This window comes from Paraburkholderia nemoris, from assembly GCF_905221015.1.
Classification (GTDB): Bacteria; Pseudomonadota; Gammaproteobacteria; order Burkholderiales; family Burkholderiaceae; genus Paraburkholderia; species Paraburkholderia nemoris.
Window position 1 is genome coordinate 261,204 of sequence record NZ_CAJNBO010000002.1, and the last position, 21,102, is coordinate 282,305.

Annotated in this window: 18 protein-coding genes and 1 tRNA gene; 11 read left to right on the top strand and 8 right to left on the bottom strand. The window is 60.4% G+C overall.

Features of this window, described 5'->3' with window-relative positions:
* The first annotated feature begins 12 nt into the window (after nucleotides 1-12).
* The 6 genes from KHO33_RS03845 to KHO33_RS03870 all read left to right on the top strand — a co-directional run bounded on the left by KHO33_RS03845 (nucleotide 13) and on the right by KHO33_RS03870 (nucleotide 7,953).
* The gene (locus KHO33_RS03845) at nucleotides 13-459 is read left to right on the top strand and encodes a GatB/YqeY domain-containing protein (protein WP_054034833.1); all 447 of its coding nucleotides are present in this window, start codon (nucleotides 13-15) and stop codon (nucleotides 457-459) included.
* Nucleotides 460-537: 78 nt separating this feature from the next.
* Nucleotides 538-2,409, top strand: coding sequence for a DNA primase (dnaG, locus tag KHO33_RS03850; protein ID WP_168435514.1), 1,872 nt, complete (start codon nucleotides 538-540; stop codon nucleotides 2,407-2,409).
* Nucleotides 2,410-2,502: 93 nt separating this feature from the next.
* A complete protein-coding gene (gene rpoD, locus KHO33_RS03855) occupies nucleotides 2,503-4,893 on the top strand; it encodes an RNA polymerase sigma factor RpoD (protein WP_200561391.1) in 2,391 nt (796 codons plus the stop codon).
* A 152-nt stretch (nucleotides 4,894-5,045) separates the two neighbouring features.
* Nucleotides 5,046-5,133, top strand: a tRNA-Ile gene (locus KHO33_RS03860).
* 974 nt (nucleotides 5,134-6,107) lie between these two features.
* Entirely contained in the window at nucleotides 6,108-7,241 is a 1,134-nt protein-coding gene (locus KHO33_RS03865; protein WP_054034836.1) for a porin, read from the top strand.
* A gap of 358 nt (nucleotides 7,242-7,599) precedes the next feature.
* Complete coding sequence (locus KHO33_RS03870) at nucleotides 7,600-7,953, top strand: transposase (protein ID WP_054034837.1); 354 nt, start codon at nucleotides 7,600-7,602, stop codon at nucleotides 7,951-7,953.
* Nucleotides 7,954-8,062: 109 nt separating this feature from the next.
* On the opposite strand, the gene KHO33_RS03875 is transcribed toward KHO33_RS03870, so the two are convergent.
* Nucleotides 8,063-9,622: a methyl-accepting chemotaxis protein gene (locus tag KHO33_RS03875; protein ID WP_200561393.1), complete on the bottom strand. Its 1,560-nt coding sequence runs from the start codon at nucleotides 9,620-9,622 to the stop codon at nucleotides 8,063-8,065.
* A 248-nt stretch (nucleotides 9,623-9,870) separates the two neighbouring features.
* Complete coding sequence (locus tag KHO33_RS03880) at nucleotides 9,871-10,617, bottom strand: Crp/Fnr family transcriptional regulator (protein WP_200561395.1); 747 nt, start codon at nucleotides 10,615-10,617, stop codon at nucleotides 9,871-9,873.
* 158 nt (nucleotides 10,618-10,775) lie between these two features.
* Here KHO33_RS03880 and KHO33_RS03885 point away from each other — a divergent pair, with 158 nt between their 5' ends.
* Nucleotides 10,776-12,407, top strand: coding sequence for an acyl-CoA synthetase (locus KHO33_RS03885; protein WP_200561397.1), 1,632 nt, complete (start codon nucleotides 10,776-10,778; stop codon nucleotides 12,405-12,407).
* A gap of 93 nt (nucleotides 12,408-12,500) precedes the next feature.
* On the opposite strand, the gene KHO33_RS03890 is transcribed toward KHO33_RS03885, so the two are convergent.
* The 3 genes from KHO33_RS03890 to KHO33_RS03900 form a co-directional block, all read right to left on the bottom strand.
* Nucleotides 12,501-12,725 (bottom strand): hypothetical protein, encoded by a 225-nt coding sequence (locus tag KHO33_RS03890; RefSeq protein WP_054034841.1) that lies wholly within the window; start codon nucleotides 12,723-12,725, stop codon nucleotides 12,501-12,503.
* Nucleotides 12,726-13,011: 286 nt separating this feature from the next.
* Entirely contained in the window at nucleotides 13,012-13,215 is a 204-nt protein-coding gene (locus KHO33_RS03895; protein WP_007178877.1) for a cold-shock protein, read from the bottom strand.
* A 293-nt stretch (nucleotides 13,216-13,508) separates the two neighbouring features.
* Nucleotides 13,509-14,144, bottom strand: a complete 636-nt coding sequence (locus KHO33_RS03900; protein WP_200561399.1) for a LysE family translocator — start codon at nucleotides 14,142-14,144, stop codon at nucleotides 13,509-13,511.
* Between the two features lie 477 nt (nucleotides 14,145-14,621).
* Between KHO33_RS03900 and KHO33_RS03905 the strand changes: the two genes are divergently transcribed.
* Nucleotides 14,622-14,885: an H-NS family nucleoid-associated regulatory protein gene (locus KHO33_RS03905; protein ID WP_054034930.1), complete on the top strand. Its 264-nt coding sequence runs from the start codon at nucleotides 14,622-14,624 to the stop codon at nucleotides 14,883-14,885.
* 192 nt (nucleotides 14,886-15,077) lie between these two features.
* On the opposite strand, the gene pcaG is transcribed toward KHO33_RS03905, so the two are convergent.
* Nucleotides 15,078-15,665 carry a protocatechuate 3,4-dioxygenase subunit alpha gene (pcaG, locus tag KHO33_RS03910; protein ID WP_200561401.1) on the bottom strand — a complete coding sequence of 196 codons (588 nt, stop codon included), beginning with the start codon at nucleotides 15,663-15,665 and terminating at the stop codon, nucleotides 15,078-15,080.
* 3 nt (nucleotides 15,666-15,668) lie between these two features.
* Nucleotides 15,669-16,373 carry a protocatechuate 3,4-dioxygenase subunit beta gene (pcaH, locus tag KHO33_RS03915; protein ID WP_054034844.1) on the bottom strand — a complete coding sequence of 235 codons (705 nt, stop codon included), beginning with the start codon at nucleotides 16,371-16,373 and terminating at the stop codon, nucleotides 15,669-15,671.
* 107 nt (nucleotides 16,374-16,480) lie between these two features.
* Here pcaH and pcaQ point away from each other — a divergent pair, with 107 nt between their 5' ends.
* A complete protein-coding gene (gene pcaQ / locus KHO33_RS03920) occupies nucleotides 16,481-17,479 on the top strand; it encodes a pca operon transcription factor PcaQ (RefSeq protein WP_200561403.1) in 999 nt (332 codons plus the stop codon).
* A 293-nt stretch (nucleotides 17,480-17,772) separates the two neighbouring features.
* A complete protein-coding gene (locus tag KHO33_RS03925; RefSeq protein ID WP_054034846.1) occupies nucleotides 17,773-18,906 on the top strand; it encodes a 4-hydroxyphenylpyruvate dioxygenase family protein in 1,134 nt (377 codons plus the stop codon).
* A 56-nt stretch (nucleotides 18,907-18,962) separates the two neighbouring features.
* Here the strand turns inward: KHO33_RS03925 and KHO33_RS03930 are convergent, their stop codons facing one another.
* A complete protein-coding gene (locus KHO33_RS03930; RefSeq protein ID WP_200561405.1) occupies nucleotides 18,963-19,895 on the bottom strand; it encodes a LysR substrate-binding domain-containing protein in 933 nt (310 codons plus the stop codon).
* Nucleotides 19,896-20,062: 167 nt separating this feature from the next.
* On the opposite strand from KHO33_RS03930, the gene KHO33_RS03935 reads away from it, so the two are divergent.
* Nucleotides 20,063-21,100 (top strand): DUF1338 domain-containing protein, encoded by a 1,038-nt coding sequence (locus KHO33_RS03935; protein WP_200561407.1) that lies wholly within the window; start codon nucleotides 20,063-20,065, stop codon nucleotides 21,098-21,100.
* Nucleotides 21,101-21,102 lie beyond the last annotated feature (2 nt).

A 21,102-nucleotide genomic window follows, 5' to 3' on the forward strand; every position in this document is an offset into this window, starting at 1 on the left:
TTCAGGTGAGTGATGAGCCTCAAGGACCAGATCAACGACGACATGAAAGCGGCCATGCGGGCGCGTGAGACCGAGCGTCTCGGCACGATCCGCCTGCTGCTCGCCGCGGTCAAGCAACGCGAAGTCGACGAACGCGTCGTCCTTGACGACGCGGCAATCACCGCCGTCATCGACAAGATGATCAAGCAGCGCAAAGACTCGATCAGCCAGTTCGAAGCCGCCGGCCGCACGGATCTCGCCGACAAGGAAAAGGCCGAACTGGCCATCCTGTCCGCTTATATGCCGGCGCAGATGTCCGAAGCGGAGATCGTTGCCGAAGTTCAGGCCGCGGTCGCGCAAACCGGCGCTGCAGGCCCGCAGGACATGGGCAAGGTGATGGGCGTGCTCAAGCCGAAGCTGGCGGGCCGTGCCGACATGACCGCTGTCTCGGCGCAAGTCAAAGCCGCGCTCGCGAAGTAATTCCCGTATTTCCGGTCTGTGCGCGCCGTTGTTCGACGGCGTGCGCAGCCTTGAGCTTTTTAGGTAGCGTCATTCACTGTGATTCCACCGTCATTCCTGCAGGACCTGCTCAACCGCGTCGATATCGTCGACGTGGTCGGCCGGTATGTGCAGTTGAAAAAGGGCGGCGCGAACTTCATGGGGCTGTGCCCGTTTCACAACGAGAAGAGCCCTTCGTTTACGGTTAGTCCGACTAAGCAGTTCTATCACTGCTTCGGCTGCGGCGCGCACGGTACGGCCATCGGCTTCCTGATGGAGCACGTCGGCTCCACGTTTCCAGAGGCGGTCAACGAACTCGCGCAATCGGTCGGGTTGACCGTGCCGAACGAGCCTTCGCCGGGCTATGGCGGTGGTGGCGGCTCCGGCGGGTATTCGCCGGGTGCGTCCAAGGCGGTGACCACGGCGCTGTCCGATGTCATGCAGACCGCCTGCGATTTCTACCGCAAGCAGTTGCGCGGCGCGCCGGTCGCGATCCAGTATTTGAAGAAGCGCGGCCTGACCGGCGAGATCGCCGCCCGTTTCGGCCTCGGCTACGCACCGGACGGCTGGCAGAACCTCGAACCCGCCTTCCCCAACTATCGGGACGATTCGCTGGTCGAATCGGGTCTTGTGATCGTCAGCGAAAAGTCGGACGCGCAAGGTCAAAACCGCCGCTACGACCGCTTTCGCGAGCGGATCATGTTCCCGATACGTAATGTGAAAGGGCAGGTGATCGGTTTCGGCGGGCGCGTGCTGGACGGCGGCGAACCCAAATATTTGAATTCGCCGGAAACGCCTCTATTTAACAAGGGCAGCGAGCTTTATGGGCTGTTCGAGGCCCGTTTGGCAATTCGCGAACAGCATTACGTGCTGGTGGTCGAAGGCTACATGGACGTGGTCGCGCTGGCCCAATTGGGGTTCCAGAACGCGGTTGCTACGCTCGGCACGGCCTGCACGCCGATTCATGTGCAGAAACTGATGCGCCAGACCGATACGGTCATCTTCAGCTTCGACGGCGATTCGGCCGGGCGCCGCGCCGCGCGCCGGGCGCTGGATGCCTGCCTGCCGCATGCGGCGGACAACCGGACCATCCGGTTCCTGTTTTTGCCGTCCGAGCACGATCCGGACAGCTACGTGCGCGAATTCGGCACGGAAGCGTTCGCCGAACAGGTCGAGCGCGCCATGCCACTGTCGCAGTTCATGCTGAACGAGGTGTTGGCCGGCAAGGAGCTGGACCAGCCGGAAGGTCGCGCCCGCGCGCTGTTCGACGCGAAGCCGCTGCTGCAGCAGCTGCCGGCCAATGCATTGCGCGCGCAGATCATGCATATGTTCGCCGATCGGCTCGACGTGCCGTTCGAGGAAGTCGCCGCTTTATGCGAAGTCGACGCCCGGATCGCAGCGGCCGCCCGATCGGCGCCGGCCCGCAAGGACCGGCGCAGTGTGACCGGGATCGAAGAAAAAACGCTGCGCAATCTGGTGATGTATCCGCGCACGGTGGCAGTGCTCGACGAGGAAGCCGAGCAGGCCCTTCTGAGCGTCACGCGGCACGGCGAGCTGTTCGAAGAAGTGACGACGCATGCCCGTGCGCTGGGCGATTCGGCGGAGTTTCAGTTGCTGTCCGACCTATTGCGAAACGGCGCAAATGCCCCAACTTTCGAGGAAATCTTTCGCAAAATTCTAGACTATGATGAAAACGTCCGGGATTTGCTGCTGAAGGACCCGGAGGATGCGACCGTCATCGAGGAACGGCGCGAGCAGGAACGGATCGTCGGAGAGGAGTTGAAAGCGGCGATTCTGAAGATGCGATACGACGCTTACTGCGATCGCCTCGAGCAGCTTTCGCGGCAATCCCGGCACACGCCGGAGGAGTTTGCGGAGCTGACGGGCCTGAATCAGAAGCGGGCTGAGATGAAGCGCCAGCTCGGGCTGTAAGCGGGATGGCAGAAAGCTGAGTGCTATAATAAAAGGTTTCTAGCGGTTTGTTTTTTCAATGGTTTTCCTAGCAAAGGCGAAAAGGCGATTGCGATGGCAAAGACACCAGGCGGAAAAAAAGCAACGGGCACAGGTTCGAATGAGCCGACCAGAAAGGTCACCGAGGCCAAGTTAGCTTCTTCCCCCAGAAAAACGTCTGCCGCAAGCGTCACACCTACTGCCGGGAAGAAACCCTCGACCACTTCCGCTGCGCGAGCGGAGCCGGTCAGGGCGGCGAAAGCTGTACCACCACCGGCCGCAAAACGGCCGGGTGTCAGAAGCGCAAGGGAAGCGCCTGCCGCGCAGGACGATGCGGTAGAGCGTGAGACTCCAGTATCCACGGTTCAACCGGCTGTTGTCCAACAGCCGCGAGTCGAGACTACAGCCGGTACGACGAACTCCATGACGAAAAAGCTGAACGAAACACCCGTCGATGACGATGCAACCCAAAGCGAAGAAACCCCTGCGGCCGTTCCCGGCAAGGTGGAAAAGGTCAAGGCTCGCGATCGTCGTGCAAAGGAAAAAGCACTGCTGAAAGACGCGTTCGCGTCGTCGCAGCCGGGCACCGTCGAGGAACTCGAAGAGCGCCGCGCCAAACTGCGCGCGTTGATCAAGCTCGGCAAGGAGCGCGGCTTCCTCACGTACGCGGAAATCAACGACCACCTCCCGGACAACTTCACCGAGACCGAGGCGATCGAAGGCATCATCAGCACGTTCAACGACATGGGCGTGGCTGTGTACGAGCAGGCGCCGGATGCTGAAACGCTGCTATTGAACGACAACGCACCCGCTGCTTCGTCAGACGACGAAGTGGAAGAGGAAGCGGAAGTCGCGCTCTCCACCGTCGACTCCGAATTCGGCCGCACAACGGATCCGGTCCGCATGTACATGCGTGAAATGGGTACGGTCGAACTGCTGACGCGTGAAGGCGAAATCGAAATCGCGAAGCGGATCGAAGACGGCCTCAAGCACATGGTGATGGCGATCTCCGCGTGCCCGACGACGATCGCCGACATTCTGGCGATGGCCGAGCGCGTCGCGAACGAGGAAATCCGCATCGACGAACTGGTCGACGGCCTGATCGACGCCAATGCGGAAGATGCAGACGGCTTTTCGGCGCAGGAAGCGGAAGCGATCGAAAGCGAAGACGAGGAAGTCGAGGAAGAGGAATCGGACGACGAGGAAGAAGACGACGGCGCGGCGCAAGCCACGGCCAACGCTGCGCAGATGGAAGCGCTCAAGCGTGCGTCCCTCGAGAAGTTCGCCATGATCAGCGAATGGTTCGACAAGATGCGTCGCGCGTTCGAGAAGGAAGGCTACAAGTCCAAGTCGTATCTGAAGGCGCAGGAAACGATCCAGAACGAACTGATGACGATCCGCTTTACCGCGCGTACCGTCGAGCGCCTGTGCGACACGTTGCGTGCGCAAGTGGACGAAGTGCGTCAGGTCGAGCGTCAGATTCTGCATACCGTGGTCGACAAGTGCGGCATGCCGCGTGCGGAATTCATCGCGCGTTTTCCGGGCAGCGAAACGGATCTGGAATGGGCTGACAAGATCGTCGGTGAAGGTCACGCGTATAGCGCGATCCTCACGCGTAACATTCCGGCCATTCGCGAACAGCAGCAACGTCTGCTGGACTTGCAGGCGCGCGTTGTGCTGCCGCTGAAGGACCTGAAGGAAACCAACCGTCAGATGGCGGCCGGCGAACTGAAGGCGCGTCAGGCAAAGCGTGAAATGACCGAGGCGAACTTGCGTCTCGTGATCTCGATCGCGAAGAAGTACACGAACCGTGGTCTGCAGTTCCTCGACCTGATTCAGGAAGGCAACATCGGCCTGATGAAGGCGGTGGACAAGTTCGAATATCGTCGCGGCTACAAGTTCTCCACGTATGCCACGTGGTGGATCCGTCAGGCCATTACGCGTTCGATTGCTGACCAGGCGCGTACGATCCGGATTCCGGTTCACATGATCGAAACGATCAACAAGATGAACCGCATCTCGCGTCAGATTCTGCAGGAAACCGGTCTCGAGCCGGATCCGGCAACGCTGGCCGAGAAGATGGAAATGCCGGAAGACAAGATCCGCAAGATCATGAAGATCGCGAAGGAGCCGATCTCGATGGAAACGCCGATCGGTGACGACGACGATTCGCATCTGGGCGACTTCATCGAAGATACGAACACGGTCGCGCCGGCTGACGCCGCACTGCATGCCAGCATGCGCGACGTCGTGAAGGACGTGCTCGACTCGCTGACGCCGCGCGAAGCGAAGGTGCTGCGCATGCGTTTCGGTATCGAGATGAGTACCGATCACACGCTCGAAGAAGTCGGCAAGCAGTTCGACGTGACGCGTGAGCGGATCCGTCAGATCGAGGCAAAGGCGCTGCGCAAACTGCGTCACCCGAGCCGTTCGGACAAGCTGAAGTCGTTCCTCGAAGGGAATTGATCGAAGCAGGCGGTCGTGCGAAATGATGTAGCGGTTTGAAGGGGTCTTCCGGCTGTTTTGCTTAGGCGAAGCGGTTGCGGAGGCCCCTTTTTCGTGTAGTATGTCGGCCAATCAACGAATTGGCCCGGCCTTCATGACCGGGTCTTTTTCTTGGGCCGGACGCCGTGCTGGTTGCAGGCAGCGGACTCATAATCCGCCTCCGAAAGGACACCGTCGGTTCGACTCCGACCCGGCCCACCAAAGATGTAAAGAAGGGTTCCGAGTTTTCGGAACCCTTTTTGTTTGGTGGTGAGAATCCAATATCAGATGCGGCAATATGCCGCTTATTGAGCGTTGCATGTTCCCGCGCAATATCATCCCGCTTCACTTCGAGATGAGATCGGCGAACTTGGCGGAAGCGTGCGCCGACTCTTAGCGCCTAACTGTTCCATGGCAGGCCATTTGGAGGGCCGGCAACCGGCGATTGGAGGTAAGGGAAACTCCGTGTAAAAAAAGTGCACGACTGTGCCGTTAAATGATTACGGAAGGCTGTTCGATGTATGCCGTCCGCTTTCAGCACGGGTTCTTGTCACGCGGCGGCCGGCGCCGCAGTTCACCTCCGGGCAATGCCCGTGCTGAAGGCTTCCACCTCGCCTGACCCCGCCGACTCCACTTCATCAAGCCGTTCGACAATTCACAGCCTGCGTTAATCACAGCTAATCCAAATATCTGTGCCCCGGAATATTCGAGGGTTAAATCGACGACTTCGTTAATTCAATTAAGTTCCCGCTTTTTCAAAATAAATTTACACCGCGTTGAATTAGGCCTATCGCAATTGCCTGATTGTCGAACAATCAGACGCCTCTCATTTTTCAAACGTTCCGACCCGATTACGTCACACATATTAAATGCTGTTGCATTCACACAACTTTAATATTGAGATGTTGCGGATAACTTTTGTCCAGAGCAGGCATACATTCATCCACATTTTGCGATAAGCGTATGAAAGATAAAGACTTAATGCCTATCTCGATTTGATTGTTGCGGATTCTGAAAAATCCTGTTGCGTAAATTGCGGGCATCCCTACTAGGGTCTCCACCTACACTCACGCTTCGTTTCAAGGGTGCCCGGCCGATCCGAAACGGGTCGGCGAACAGGGCGGCAGCGAATGATGCACGCGCTGCTGAGGCAGGTCCCGCTCCCCGCGTAAATTTATCGAACTGGAGTCCCACGCATGAAAAAGAGTCTCATCGTCGTTGCGGTTGCCGCATCGTTTGCTTCCGTCGCTCACGCACAAAGCAGCGTGACCCTGTATGGTCTGCTGGACGCAGGTCTGACGTACACCAGCAACGTCAACCACAACGCAAAGTGGGCAGCGGGTAGCGGCGGCATCAACCAAAGCATGTTCGGTCTGCGCGGTTCGGAAGATCTGGGCGGCGGTCTGAAGGCAATCTTCACGTTGGAAAGCGGCTTCAACATCAACAACGGCAAGTTCGCTAACAACAACGGCATGTTCAACCGTCAAGCGTTTGTCGGTCTGTCGAGCGCGCAATTCGGTACGGTCACGCTGGGTCGTCAATACGACGCAGCACAAGACTACCTGGCACCGCTGACCGCAACGGGCAGCTGGGGCGGTACGTACTTCGCTCACCCGTTCAACAACGACAACCTGAGCACGAACGGCGGCTACGCAGTCAACAACTCGATCAAGTACTCGAGCGCTAACTACGCAGGCTTCACGTTCGGCGGCACGTACGGCTTCTCGAACCAGGCTGGCGCATTCGCAAACAACCGCGAATACAGCGTTGGTGCTGCATACCAGTGGCAAGGCCTGCACCTGGGCGCTGCTTACGCACAGCAGAACAACCCGGGCGCAACCAACGGCGGTGCTTCGGACGGTTCGTACGTCAACGCACTGGCAGGCAACGTCGGCAGCTTCCGTCAACGTGAATTCGGCGTTGCTGGTTCGTACGCATTCGGCCCGGCAACCCTGGGTCTGGCATGGACGCAATCGCGTTCGGACAACTTCGTCGGTGGTGCACAATCGCTGCGCGCTAACAACTACGAAGTCAACGGCAAGTACAACGTGACCCCGGCTCTCGGCTTGGGCGTTGCTTACACATTCACCGACGGCAAGGGCTACGGCGTTGCTGCAAACGGTGGTTCGGAGTCGGTTCGCTACCACCAGATCGGCGTGCAAGCTGACTACTCGCTGTCGCGTCGTACGGACGTCTACGCTCAAGCCGTGTACCAGCACGCAATGGGCGATGGCGGCGTAGCTTCGATCTACAGCGGCGACAACACGCAACTGCCGTCGTCGTCGAAGAACCAGACGGCTGCTACGGTCGGTCTGCGTCACCGCTTCTAAGCTTTAGCAGAAGAAGCTAGTTGTTGTAAAAAAGGTGCCGTTCGCGGCACCTTTTTTTATGGGCGCGCCGCTTTGGTGGTCGGCACCCGGCGTGAATGCCGGATGTCGTGGTGCGCCATTCGAGGCGCGGGACACGCAGGCTTGCTGCGCGCCGGGCGCGCCGATGATGGACCACCCCCTCCACCGCGCCATTAATCCGTTGGCGCATAACGTATTGCGATTTCTAACAATTGCGCACACGACTCTGACAATAGTTGACTTTCGCGGCAGCGCGCTTGGGGTAGTCTGAAACGATTGAGTTATAGACATTTTTCGCGGCGACGCTAGCACGTGTGCTGCAGGTGCGCGTTCTTACTGCATGGATACTCCCGCTTCAAACTCGCTGGCTCGTTCGCCAGCCATTCAGGATCTCACCGACGAGCAATGGCATCTCATCGTGCCGCTCCTGCCTGAAATGAAAGATCACGGACCTCGGCGTGGCCGTCCCAGCATCGACATCCGTTGCGTGGTGAACAGCGTGCTGTGGGTGCTGCACACGGGCAAGCCATGGCACGCAATGCCTGACCGCTATGCGCCTTATCAGACCGCGCATCGCTATTATTTGCGCTGGAAGAATTCAGGGGTGCTGGCCAATATCGCCTTTGCGTTGTTCGATACCGATGCCATGCTAGCGCGGCCTGTCACTCGCAAGGGTTACCCGCGCACTGCGTAGCAGGCGCGGGATCGTTTCGGCATAAAAAGCAGAAAGGCCGTCATCCGGTTACCGGATGACGGCCTTTTCAATCGCATGCTTTGGTCTGCTGCATGAAGGCACCGCTCAATCACGCATGCTGTTCGACCTTGAACACCGCAACCGCATTTCGCAGACGTTCGGTCTGCTCATCGAGTGAACCGGCCGCGGCCGCTGCCTGTTCGACCAGCGCGGCATTGCGTTGCGTCACATCGTCCATCTGACGGATCGCGAGATTGACTTCGCCGATGCCTGAACTCTGTTCTTTCGAGGCTGCCGAGATCTCGTTCATGATCGCCGTCACGCGACGCACGGCGTCGACCACCTCGCTGATCGTGCTGCCGGCTTTGCCTGCCAGCGTCGAGCCTTCGCCGACCTGCGCGACGGACTGATGGATCAGCACCTTGATCTCTTTGGCCGCCGTCGCACTGCGCTGCGCGAGATTGCGCACTTCGCCCGCGACGACCGCGAAGCCGCGGCCTTCTTCGCCGGCGCGCGCTGCTTCCACCGCTGCGTTCAGCGCGAGAATATTGGTCTGGAAGGCGATGCCTTCGATCACGCTGATGATCTCGCCGATCTTGCGCGAACTATCGGTGATGCCGGCCATTTTCTCGACCACGTCGTTGACGACCTCGCCGCCACGCGCGGCAATGTTCGATGCATCCGCTGCGAGTTCTGACGCGGTTGCTGCATTGTCGGCGTTCTGCGTGACGGTCTTGGTGAGTTCGTCCATGCTCGCAGCGGTTTCCTGCAACGAAGCCGCCTGTTCTTCGGTACGGCTCGACAGATCCAGATTGCCCGCGGCGATCTCTTTCGAGGCGATCGTGATCGTTTCGGCGGACGTCTTGATCCGCGCGACGGTCGCAGCCAACTGATTGCGCATTTCGCGCAGGGAGAACAACAGGCTCGACGTGTCGTCGCGACGCAGGTGGATGTGAGTGGCGAGGTCGCCGCGCGCGATCTGCATGGCAATCGCCGCCGCTGCGGAAGGCTCTCCGCCAATCGAACGCGATACGTTGCGCACCACGCGCGAAGCCACGAACGACACCACCACACCCAGCAGCACCAGCATGCCGGCCGAGCGCGCGAGCGTCGCGTAGAACTGCGCCTGGATGTCATCCATATAGGCACCGGCGATAAAGTCCCAGTTCCACGGGCCGAAGCGCTTCACATAGCCGATCTTTTCGCTCGGTACCGTCTCGCCGGGTTTCGGCCACCAGTAGCGCAGATAACCTGCGCCGCCCGCCGAGCCGCCTGCCTGCGCGATGTCGTGATACAGCGCATTGCCTTTGGCGTCGCGGAAGCTGCTCATGTCCTTGCCGTTCAGCTTCGGGCTCATCGGATGAGCGACCATCACCGAATCGCTGCGCACGATCGTCACGTAGCCCGATGCGCCGTAACGCTGCGCGGTGATGCGGGCGATGGCCTGCTGTTTGGCCTCGTCGACCGGGAGCTTGCCCGCGTCGGCCTGCTTCGCGTAGTCCGCGACGATCGACACCGCCATGTCGGTGACGTCGGCCAGGTCCGCGCGCCGTGCGTCCATTTGAGCGTTTCGTGCGTCGAACGCATTCACAACAGTCACGATCAGGAGTGCCGCCCAGCAAAGTAGTATCGGCACCCACAATTTCTGTTTTAGTGTCAGACGGTTCATTATCGGTTTCGACAATACGTTGAACTCGGAATAGGGACGGGCTGCAATCTGCGTTGCATAGCCGGCATAACGGCTATTTGCTGTGGATTCTTTATTCCGGCGTCCGAAATTGCTGCCTGAAACGTGCAATTCCAGGCCGAGACGGCCGATGAAATGCGGGGAACGTCGAGGAAAATCAGGGAAAGTGAAGTCAAACGTGTAGAAAACTGCGGGAAACTGCAGTGGGCAGCATGGTGTCCGTGCTTACCCTAGATCTGCTCCTGACCAAACGCCGACAGGCGTTCGAGGTCCAGCACGTCGATCTGGTTGTATGAGAGGCGCAAAATCTGCAGCCTTTCGAGGTTTTGCAGTGCCTGGTTGATCCGTTGCCGCGACACGCCTGCCAGCAGGCCGACTTCTTCCTGCGAAATGGCCAGCGTGCGCCCGGTGTCGGGGTAGAGGTCCGGATTGAACAGTTGCGCGAGCGACTGGGCGACGCGCGCGTCGACATCCAGCAGACGGCTATTCTGGATTGACGCGATGAATTCGCCCATGCGGTTGTTCAACTGCCGGATCACAAAGCCGGTGAACGGCAGGCTCGATTCGAGCAGCGCATGGAACGTTTCCGACGGCACGAACATCACGAGCGAAGGCTGAATAGCGGCCACGTCGTATTTGCGCAATTCGCGCTTGATCACGCTGCCTTCGCCGAACCATCCGCCGGGCGGCACGCCGGAGAGCGTGCAACTGCGTCCGGAGGCGTTGTAGATGGCGAGTTTGATGAGGCCGGAATGGACGCCGATCCAGTAGTCTGACGGCTCCTGGCGGCGCGCGATCCATGCGCCCCCTTCCAGCCGCTCCGCGTGCGCGCTGGCAAGGATCATGGCCTGGTGTTCGGCGGCGAGCGCCCTGAACCACGCGCAGGTGCCGAATAGCCGTGGCAGATCGGCGCGCGGCACCCGTTCGGGCCGGTGCGGGCGGGAGTCTGCGACGGTGGTAAACGGTGCGTCATCCATAAGCAGCAAGCGGTGCGTAGGCGAGTGAAGTTGCTTGAATGGAGCCAGGGCGCGCCACTCTGTCATTTGAATGACAGACAGTTCACCATGACAATTGCTAGGCTAGCTCATCAATCAGAAAAATCGACGGCGCGGCCAGCGCCTCAGGAGACAAAGCGATGACGCACATGTTCGAAGAAGGCCTCCAGCGGCGCGAGGCCAATTATGTCCCACTGACGCCCATCGATTTCATCGTACGCGCAGCGGAAGTCTACGGTGAGCGGCTGGCGATCGTCCATGGGGAGATTCGCCGTAACTGGCGCGAAACCTACGAGCGCGCACGGCGACTGGCCAGCGCATTGCGGCAGGCCGGTATAGAGCGTGGCGACACGGTGGCCGCCTTGCTGCCGAATATTCCTCCGATGATAGAAGCGCATTTCGGCGTGCCGATGGCCGGCGCCGTGCTCAATACATTGAACACGCGGCTCGACGTGTCGTCGCTGCTGTTCATGTTGCGTCATGGCGAGGCGAAGGCGTTGATCGTCGATACGGAGTACAGCGAATTGGCGCACCGCGCCGCGCTGGAATTCCCGGAGTTGCGCGTGATCAGCGTGGCCGATGCGATGCCCGCCGACGCCAGCAAGTTCATCCGCGCAACCGACTATGAAGCCTTTCTGCAAACCGGCGACCCCGAGTTCGCCTGGACCTTGCCCACCGACGAGTGGGACGCTATCGCGTTGAACTACACCTCGGGGACGACCGGCGATCCTAAAGGCGTGGTCTACCACCATCGCGGCGCGTATCTGAATGCGCTCAGCAATATCCTCGAATGGGATATGCCCAAGCATGCGGTTTACCTGTGGACCCTGCCGCTCTTTCACTGCAACGGCTGGTGTTTCCCATGGACCGTTGCCGCGCGTGCCGGCGTCAACGTCTGTCTACGCAAATTCGACGCGAAGACGGTATTCGAACTGATTCGCCGGGAAGGCATCACGCATTATTGCGGCGCACCGATCGTGCAAAGCGCGCTTGCGAATGCGCCCGCCGAATGGCGCGAGGGCATCACACATCGTGTGTCGACGATGGTGGCGGGCGCTGCGCCCGCACCGGCGGTGATCGCGAAGATGAAGGAGATCGGCTTCGATCTGACGCACGTGTACGGACTCACCGAGACCTACGGGCCGGCCGCAGTTTGCGCGAAACAGGAAGAATGGGACACGCTCGACGACAACGCGCGCGCCGAAATGAACGCGCGGCAAGGCGTGCGTTATCACTTGCAGGCAGCCGTAACGGTACTCGACCCGGACACGCTCGAGCCCGTGCCTGACGACGGCGAAACGCTCGGCGAGATCATGTTCCGCGGCAATATCTGCATGAAGGGCTATCTGAAGAACGAGCGCGCCACGGAAGCGACCTTCCGCGGCGGCTGGTTCCACACCGGGGACCTCGGCGTGCGGATGCCTGACGGCTACATCCGCATCCGCGATCGCAGCAAGGACATCATCATTTCGGGTGGCGAGAACATCTCGAGCATCGAAGTCGAAGACACGCTGTACCGTCACCCAGCGGTCTCGGTTGCCGCCGTGGTGGCGATGGCCGATCCGAAGTGGGGCGAGGTACCCTGCGCCTTCGTCGAGCTCAAGGAGGGCGCTCAGGTGAGCGCAGAAGAGATCATCGCGCACTGCAGGCTGTTTCTTGCGGGATACAAGTTGCCAAAAGCGGTGCGCTTCGGCGAATTGCCGAAGACGTCGACGGGAAAAATTCAGAAGTTCGAACTGCGCGCGCGGATCAAGGCGGAACAAGCCGAATAGACCGCGCGCGATGGTCTAGCGCGCCGAATGGTGCGCTATGGGTGCTGAACGATGCAAACGCGGGGTTCCGCGCGCATCAGTTTCAACTCGCGCTTAACCGCGCGTGTCGACCCACCGTCGTGCCCAGCGTGCCGAGTGCTGCAATGCCTGTTCTTCGTTCGGGAAGTAGTCGAGCGAATAGAACTGGTAGCGCCCTTCGGTACGCGCGCTGTCAGCGCGTTCGAGCAACAGGTTGGATGAAAAGCTACCGTCGGGCAAACGATGCGCCGAGGGTTGGACGGCATAGCCGTTGTAATGATGAATATGTTTGTTTTGCATTTTATATTTTAATAATGTTCGAGTGCGCGCCTGCCGTGCGAGCCGTTATACGGGTCACGCGGACGAGCCGATTCAAGCCATTGCGAGCCGAATCCAAACGCAGTCGGAAAGCTAAAAAAGGGCGTTAAAGCCAGAGGGGAGAATGAGGTGCAACGAGGCGTTTGGCGCTTAGGCTAGCTGAACAATATATGCAGCTAAAAGCGATCGCGCCAACTGTGGGAGACAAAGCTCCGCGAGGATGTCGCTGCAGCCCGATGTCCGTTGCCGGACACCGAGCCCTTCAAACTTACATCGGCTTGATGTTAGCCGCTTGCAGACCCTTCGGGCCTTGCTTCGTTTCGAAGCTCACCTTCTGATTTTCAGCCAGCGTCTTGAAGCCGTCGCCGCTGATTTCGGAGAAGTGCGCGAACAGGTCGTCGCCGCCCTTGTCCGGGGTGATGAAGCCAAAGCCTTTGCTGTCGTTGAACCACTTAACGGTACCGGTATCCATGAAGAATCCTTGAGTAAAAAATAGAAAAATTTGCTCGGTTGAGGAGCGCGTGAAGGGTCAAGGAGGGAGAGGACAACGAATACCGCTGAGGAGCGAGACATTGATGAACAGCAATCGAACTTCTTGAACTTCGGATGCCACAGTAACCGCCGGGCATGCCAGCGTCAACATTTATCTTGTAACTGTTTTGTTATGGGCGGTGCTCGCATACGCTCGACGGGCGACGATGCGGCCCCCGTTACTGGCTTGCCGCATTGCGCGACACGACAAGCCCCTCGCGCGGAATTTCGGTTTCAGATACCCACTTTGTGCGCTGTCAGGATCAGGCGTAATCCGAGCGCGGCAACTGCGCTGGCGGCGACGCGATCGATCCAGGCCTTCCACTGCAGATAGACTTCGCGCGGACGTTTGCTCGAAAAGCACAGCGCGACCACGGTGTACCAGCCGGCTTCAATGGCGAAGATTGCGGGGGGCAATGCGAAGTAGCACCACAGCGGCGGATGTTGCGGAAGCAAGGCCGCGAAGATACTGCCGTAGTAGACCGCTGTTTTCGGATTGCTGAGTTGTGTGCTCAAACCGATCCAGAACGATTTGCGTACGTTGGTAGCGGCGGCTTGCGCAGCATCGAACGCGAGCGGTTTGGCCGCGCCGCGCCAGATCTTCGACGCAAGGTAGATCAGATAAAGACCACCGGCCACTTTCAAGCCGACGTACAGCCATTCCACCGTCGCCAGCAAGGTGTACAGGCCGAGCAAGGCGATACCGCTAAAGAACACGCCGCCAATGCCCATGCCGGCCGCTGTGGCGAGGCCGTCGCCGCGCGAGAGTCCGATCGCATTGCGTGCAACGATAACGAAGCTCGGTCCTGGGCTCATTGCACCGAGCAGCAGTGCGGCGAGAATTGTGATGATGGCGGTCGGGGCGGGCATTTTTGTGCGTCTCCTATAGGCGGCGAGATGGGGCCGTGGGATCCGTGAAACATAGCATGACAGAGCGGGATTTTTTGTTTTTGGCCGGTATGAATAGAACTCGTAGGAATTTGCACAGGCCGGTGCCGAGAGCAAGGCCGAAAGCGAACGGAAATGACCCAAAAAAAGCGCGCGCCGCACGCAGACAATCAGTTGCTGCAAGCGGCGGAAATTGGATGCTAGAATGCCCTCCCATACGCTAAAGCAGCCTTGGAACACCAAGGCCGACCGGGCGCGATTCGAGCCGTTTGCCGACGAATTCCCCTAAATCCAGGATTTATTGGGCATGATCCCCGATGCGGGTTCTCACGCATCGGGAGAGGCGTCGCAAGTTCGATTTGCACTCAACCCATCTGATTTACGCATAGGCTTCGCGTTGTTTTGCGAAGCTTTTTGTTTTTCAAACGCGAGCACTATCAGCCGCGAAACCGGTACGTTATGAAAGAGCGAGAAGAACAACGGCTGTTCGACCTCGACGGGAATGCGCGTGAGCGCCTGATCGTGTGGATCCGCCGACGTATGGACGAATACGGCATTACGATTGAAGCGCTTGCTGATGCAATCGAAGCCGACAAAGCTGCAGTCCGGGCCGTGATGTATCGCGACGCCTACGGGAATACGTGGGACGGTCATGGCGAAAAGCCCGATTGGCTTGCACGCGCAATCTACGCTGGACAGAACATCGACCATTTCCGCTGTTGAGCGGGGCCTCAGTTTCTTCTGCAAATCGTTTCCTGCGTGGCTGCGCGATATCGCGTTGTGCCCATTGATTCGGCATCCAAAAAAAAAGCCCGCGCGGGGCGGGCTTAACCTACTCGGAGTTTCGCGATCCAGTCGCAAGACGGATCATCTCCAGTGTATGTGAAAGCTTTATGAAAGTATAGAAAATCCGCGTTACAGGTCGAAAAACACGGTTTCCTTGTCGCCTTGCATATAGATATCGAACCGGTACACATTGGCCGTGTTCGGCTCGCGGCGCGCGATCAGCGTGCCACGCCGGTCCGCAGGAACCGCTGCCAGCACGGCATCCCGTTCGTTAGCCTCGGCTTCATCCTCGAAATAGATGCGCGTGAAGGTGTGCAGCAGCATGCCGCGCATCGTCACGATCACATTCAGATGCGGCGCTTCGTCCGGGTTTGCGCAGCCGGGTTTCACCGTTTCAACGACAAAGCGTTGGAGCGGATCGGTGCCCGTGCCGACGCGGGCGAAGCCGCGAAAACCGGTCTTCAGGATTTCCTCGCGTGATTCCGGGTAGTGGCCGTGTGCGTCTACCTGCGACACTTCCAGCATCGCATCGCCGATCACCTTGCCGTCGCCGTCGAACACCTGGCCGACGATCGTGATGTGCTCGCCGGCCGCCTCGCGGTCGGCCAGAACCGGCGTAAACAGGCTCTTGAAGGCGAAGTCGTATTGCTGCGGGCACAGACCGTAGGCGAAGTACGGTCCAACCGTTTGCGAAGGCGTTTGCTTGAGGGTCGTCATGGCTTAGCGCTCCATCGGGGTTTCGTTGCGGCCGCGCAGCACGATGTCGAAGTCGTAGCCGAGCGCATAGGCCTCTTGCGTCGTATCGAGCGAGAAGCCTGCAATCAGGCGGTCGCGTGCGTGCTCGGGCGTGCCCTGGAAAATCGGGTCGAAGGCCAGTAGCGGGTCGCCCGGGAAATACATCTGCGTGACGAGGCGCGAGCCGAAATGGTCGCCGAAGAGCGAGAAGTGAATATGATTCGGACGCCACGCGTTCGGATGATTGCCCCAGGGGTATGCGCCCGGTTTGATGGTCAGAAAGCGATAGCGGCCTTCGTTGTCGGTGATGCAGCGGCCTGCACCGAGGAAGTTCGGGTCGAGCGGCGCGTCGTGCTGATCGTTCTTGTGCACGTAGCGGCCGGCTGCGTTGGCTTGCCAGATTTCAACCAGCGTATTGCGCACCGGGCGGCCACCTTCGTCGAGCACACGGCCCGTCACGATGATGCGCTCGCCGAGCGGCTCGCCATTACGCACCGCATTGCGCGTCAGGTCGTGATCGAGCGCGCCGAGGTCTTCCGTGCCGTAGACCGGTACACGCTGGTCGCGCAGTTTTTCCTTCAGCGGAATCAGCGGACGCGTCGGGCCGCGTTTGACCGAAGAGCCGTAGCCGGGATAGACGTAGGCGGGGTGGGACGCGAAGTCGCGCGCGGTGAGAAAGGAATCGTCCATCAGTGTCTCCTTCGAGAATTGTGGGATACGGCTTTATGGAGCGACTTTATCTAACCTGAGAGGTTATGCAAAATGACGTTTTCGCCCATTTCGTATAACCTGCCGTTATGCAACGCAGCCTCGCGGACAGCCGCGTCAAATTCCGTCATCTCCAGTGCTTTCTGGCTGTCGCCCAGTTCGGCGGCGTGCAGCGGGCTGCCGAAAGCCTGTCCATTACGCAGCCCGCGGTATCCAAGACGGTTGCCGAACTGGAGGCGATTCTCGGCGTGAAGCTGTTCGAGCGCGGCCGCCACGGCGCCGTGCCGACCCGCGAGGGGCAGCTCTTCATGCCGCATGCGAGCGCCTGTGTCAGTGCTTTGCGACAGGGTGTGGATCTGCTGGCGCGCGCGGAAGGCGCGGCGGCCGCCACGCTGGAAATCGGCATTCTGCCGACCGTCGCAGCTGCGCTGGTGCCGCCGGTGCTGAAGCGCTTCGCCGCCCTTTGGCCGCGCGTGATCGTGCGCCTTGCCACCGGCGCCAACCCCGAATTGCTCGAGCGTTTGAAGGCCGGCACGATCGAATTCGCGATCGGGCGTCTGGCGGACCCGGAACGGATGGTTGGGCTCAGTTTCGAGCAGCTTTTCAGCGAACCGTTGATTGCCGTGGTCCGCGCCGGGCATCCGTTGGCGCTGGGGGCCGGCTTGCCGGCCACGTCGCTGGAGGATTTTCCGGTGGTGCTGCCGCCGTTCGGCACGCTGATCCGGCAATCGGCTGAAAGTCTGCTGAGCGCGTGGGGCGTGCCGCCGTTGTCGGGGTTTGTCGAAGTGCTGTCGGTATCGACGGGGCGTGCGTTGACGCTGGAGAATGACGCAGTGTGGTTCGTGCCGCTGAGCGCCGTCGAATATGAACTGGCGCACGGCATGTTGGTGCGTTTGCCCTTGCCGTTCGCGGGCACCGGCGAACCTGTGGGGCTCATCCGGCGGTCGGACACGCAGCCGTCGCCGGTGGGACGGGCGTTTATCGATGCCGTGCGCGAGGTTGCGCAGCTGCGCATGGCGGCTGCTGCTGGCAAGCCTGCGGTTAAACGTGCATCGAAACGCAGCCGTGGCGGCATGTCCAAGATCTGACGCACGCCTCCAGGCGGAACTGGAGATGGGGGAGCCTCGGGAAGCGCAGTAGACGCCCGCTGCGGCCCGATTTCCCTCGCGTGAACCGTTCAGTACAAAATGAAGGTTGCGAACGCCCTGCTACCCGGTGTACAAACACGGTGCAAAAGCCGTCGCGGGCCGCATTGCTGCGGCACACCACGCATACGGTGTCACACTACGGGTCACTCCAGGTGAATGACGGCGTGCACCGAACAGCAGAAACATCACGAACACGCGCAACAGCGTAAGAAAGACTGCACAAGGAGATTGCCATGCCCAGCGACTTGCCCACTCCAGACGCCGCGCTGCGCGCCGTGTCGGCGCCTGAGCACAATCCGCTCGGCACCGCCGGCCTCGAATTCGTGGAGTTCGCCTCGCGCGAGCCGAAGGCGCTCGGCGAGACCTTCACGAAACTCGGCTTCAAGGCGATTGCGCGCCATATCAGCAAGGACGTCACGCTGTATCGCCAGGGCGAAATGCACTTCCTGATCAACGCCGAGCCAGATTCGTTTGCCGAGCGCTACGCCGAGGAATATGGCGCCGGCATCTGCGCGATCGGCATTCGCGTGGCGAATGCGCAGCGCGCCTTCGACCGCGCGATCGAACTCGGTGCATGGGCGTTCGAAGGCGAGCGCCTCGGTGCGGGCGAGTTGCTGATTCCGGCGATCCAGGGCATTGGCGATTCGCACATCTATTTCGTCGACCGGTGGCGCGGCCGTGGCGGCCAGCGCGGCGGCCTCGGCGACATTTCGATCTTCGACATCGACTTCCGTCCGATCGAGATCGATACCGCGCAAGCCGATCTGAGTCACGCGGGCACCGGTCTCGTGGCGGTCGATCATCTGACGCAAACGGTCGGTGAGGGCCGGATGCAGGAGTGGCTCGACTTCTATCGCGACCTGCTCAACTTCCGTGAGATTCACGAGCTGCACGCGAACTGGCATGTGTCGGCGGAATCGCGCGTGATGGTGTCGCCATGCGGCGCGATCCGCGTGCCTTTGTATGAAGAAGGCACGCGCCGCACGAATCTGATGCACGACTATCTGCCGGATCATCCGGGCGAAGGCGTGCAGCACATCGCGCTCGCCACCGACGATATCTTTGCGTGCGTCGAGCAACTCCTCGCGAACGGCGTCGAGTTCGTCGTGCCGCCGCCGCGCTATTACGAGCAACTCGATGCCCGTTTGCCGGGTCATGGCCTCGATGTCGAGCGCCTGAAGCGCACGCATGTTCTGGTGGATGGCGAGATCGGCGCCGACGGCGTGCCGCTGCTGTTCTTTCAGACCTTTGTGCGGCGCGGCGCCGGTGAGATCTTCTTTGAGATCGTGCAACGGCAGGGGCACCACGGTTTCGGCGAAGGCAATTTGAGCGCGTTGGCGCAGGCACGCGAGCAACCCGGCGCTTAACGCTTGGCGTTTGCCGCTTGCCGCTTGCCGTTTGCCATTCGGCGCTAACCGCTGAATCAGTCGGTATCGGGATTGCCCGCCAGCCCAGGATTTACCGCGCTGTATGCCGCCGCTTCCCGCAACAGCCACTCGCGAAAGCTCGTGAGCGGCCTGCCGTGACTCAACTCCGTCGGATAGACGAGGTAATAAGCCGAATCCGCGACGGCGGGCGCGTCGAGCGGCATCACAAGCCCGAGCTGCTCGAGCTGTGCGTCGACAAAAAACCGGGGCACCAGCGCGATGCCGAGACCGGTCGCGGCGGCGCTGATCAGCATCGTGTGGAGTTCGTAGCGGACCCCTTGCATCGTCCGGTTATCGTCGACGCCGAGGTTGGCGAACCACGACGCCCAGCCATCAGGCCGGGTGGTGGAATGCAGTAGCGGGTAGTCCAGCAGATCAGCGGCAGTTTTCACGGGTCGGGCTAGCAGACTCGCCGCACACACCGGCACGACTTCCTCGCTAAACAGAAAATCCGCCGATGTGCCCGGCCATGTCGGCTTGCCGTAGTGAATCGCGGCCTCGAAGTGCGTATCGGCGAACGGGAACGTGCCGGTGCGCACGCCCATATTGACCCGCACGTCCGGATACTGCGCGTTGAATGCCGCCAGCCGCGGAATCAGCCATTGCGATGCGAAAGTCGGCAGCACCGCTAGTTCCAGATACCCACCGCCGCTGCCATGCGCAATGATCGACAGCGTGTCGCGGTCCAGTTGTTCCAGCGAGCGCCGCACCTGCGCGCTATAGACCTTGCCTGCCTTGGTCAGCACGACGCGTTGTTTCACGCGCACAAACAGCCGCACGCCGAGATTGCTCTCCAGCGTATTGATCTGCCGGGACACCGCGCTTTCGGTAAGGAACAGCTCGCGCGCCGCATGCGTGAAGCTCTCGTGCCGCGCGGCGGCTTCGAAAGCGAGCAGCGCGCCCATGTTGGGGATCTTGAACTTTCGCACGTTAATTCCAAAAACGCATCAAGTGGCGATTTTATCTCGCTTTACGGCGGCGCTGCGAATTTGAATAATCTCGCATCCAACGATGCCGTGCTTGCGCCTTGAAGCCACGCCGGCAGGCCATCTTCAAACACACGAACGCGTGCTCACCGCACCTGCCCGGAACCGATATGCGAAACATCAAGAATGCGAATGTCGAACAACTGTTGCTGAAACTGCTCGGTGCAGAGAAAACCGCGAGGCTGTTCGCTACGTTGAACCATCCGCAGATCCTCAACGAATGGGAGGACGGCACCGTCACCCGCGCCGAACTGGCGCAGGCGATGAACATGGCGCTGTTCGAAAACCTGCTGGCGCGCTCGGCGAATGGCCGTCAGTACACCGAGGAGGCGATCGCCGCTGGCGGCAGCGTCTACTTCGATCATGGCGCATTGCGCACGGTGCGCTGGGCGGAGAGCGGCGCGCTGCCGCTGGGCGAAGCGGCTTTCGCGCGCATCCTGCGTCCGCTCGGCTTCAGCATCAACGGTCGTTATCCGCTCGACCGCCTGGGCATGACCGGCCGCGCCTGGGCGCACGATGACGCCCCCGACGAGATCGCGCAGTTCTTCGTCAGCGAATTGCATCCCGAGCGTTTCTCGGCGGAGTTTCAGCAGGCGGTGACGAACGTGATCGGCGCCTCGCGCGATCCGTTGACGCCGCAAGCCGCCGGCCAGTTGTGGGAACTCGAACGCGAAGGCGTGTTGCCGCTCGAGGCGGCTCACGCATTGCTGACGGTGATCGTCGGCGCGTTCGCGCGGCAGCATGAGACGCCACGCGAAGCCGATTACGAAGTATTGTTGAAGGAGTCGGCCGAAATGGCGTGGATCGCGACCGAAGGCAACGCTTTCAATCACGCTACCGATCGCGTCGCGGACGTGTTCAAGCTCTCCGACGACGAAAAGGCGAAGGGTCGTCCGATGAAGCCGGAAGTCGAGCGTTCGCGTTCGGGCCGCGTGTTTCAGACCGCGTACCGTGCGGACATCGTGCGGCGCGAATTCCGCGCGGCCGATGGCAGCATCGTCACGCGCGACGTGCCGGGTTCGTTCTACGAGTTCATCACGCGCAAGCGGACCTTCGATCAGGACGCGCGCCGCTGGGAAACGGACCTGCGTTTCGACGCGGGCAACGCACAGGGCATCTTCAAGATGACCGCGAGCCAGGCGGCTTAATT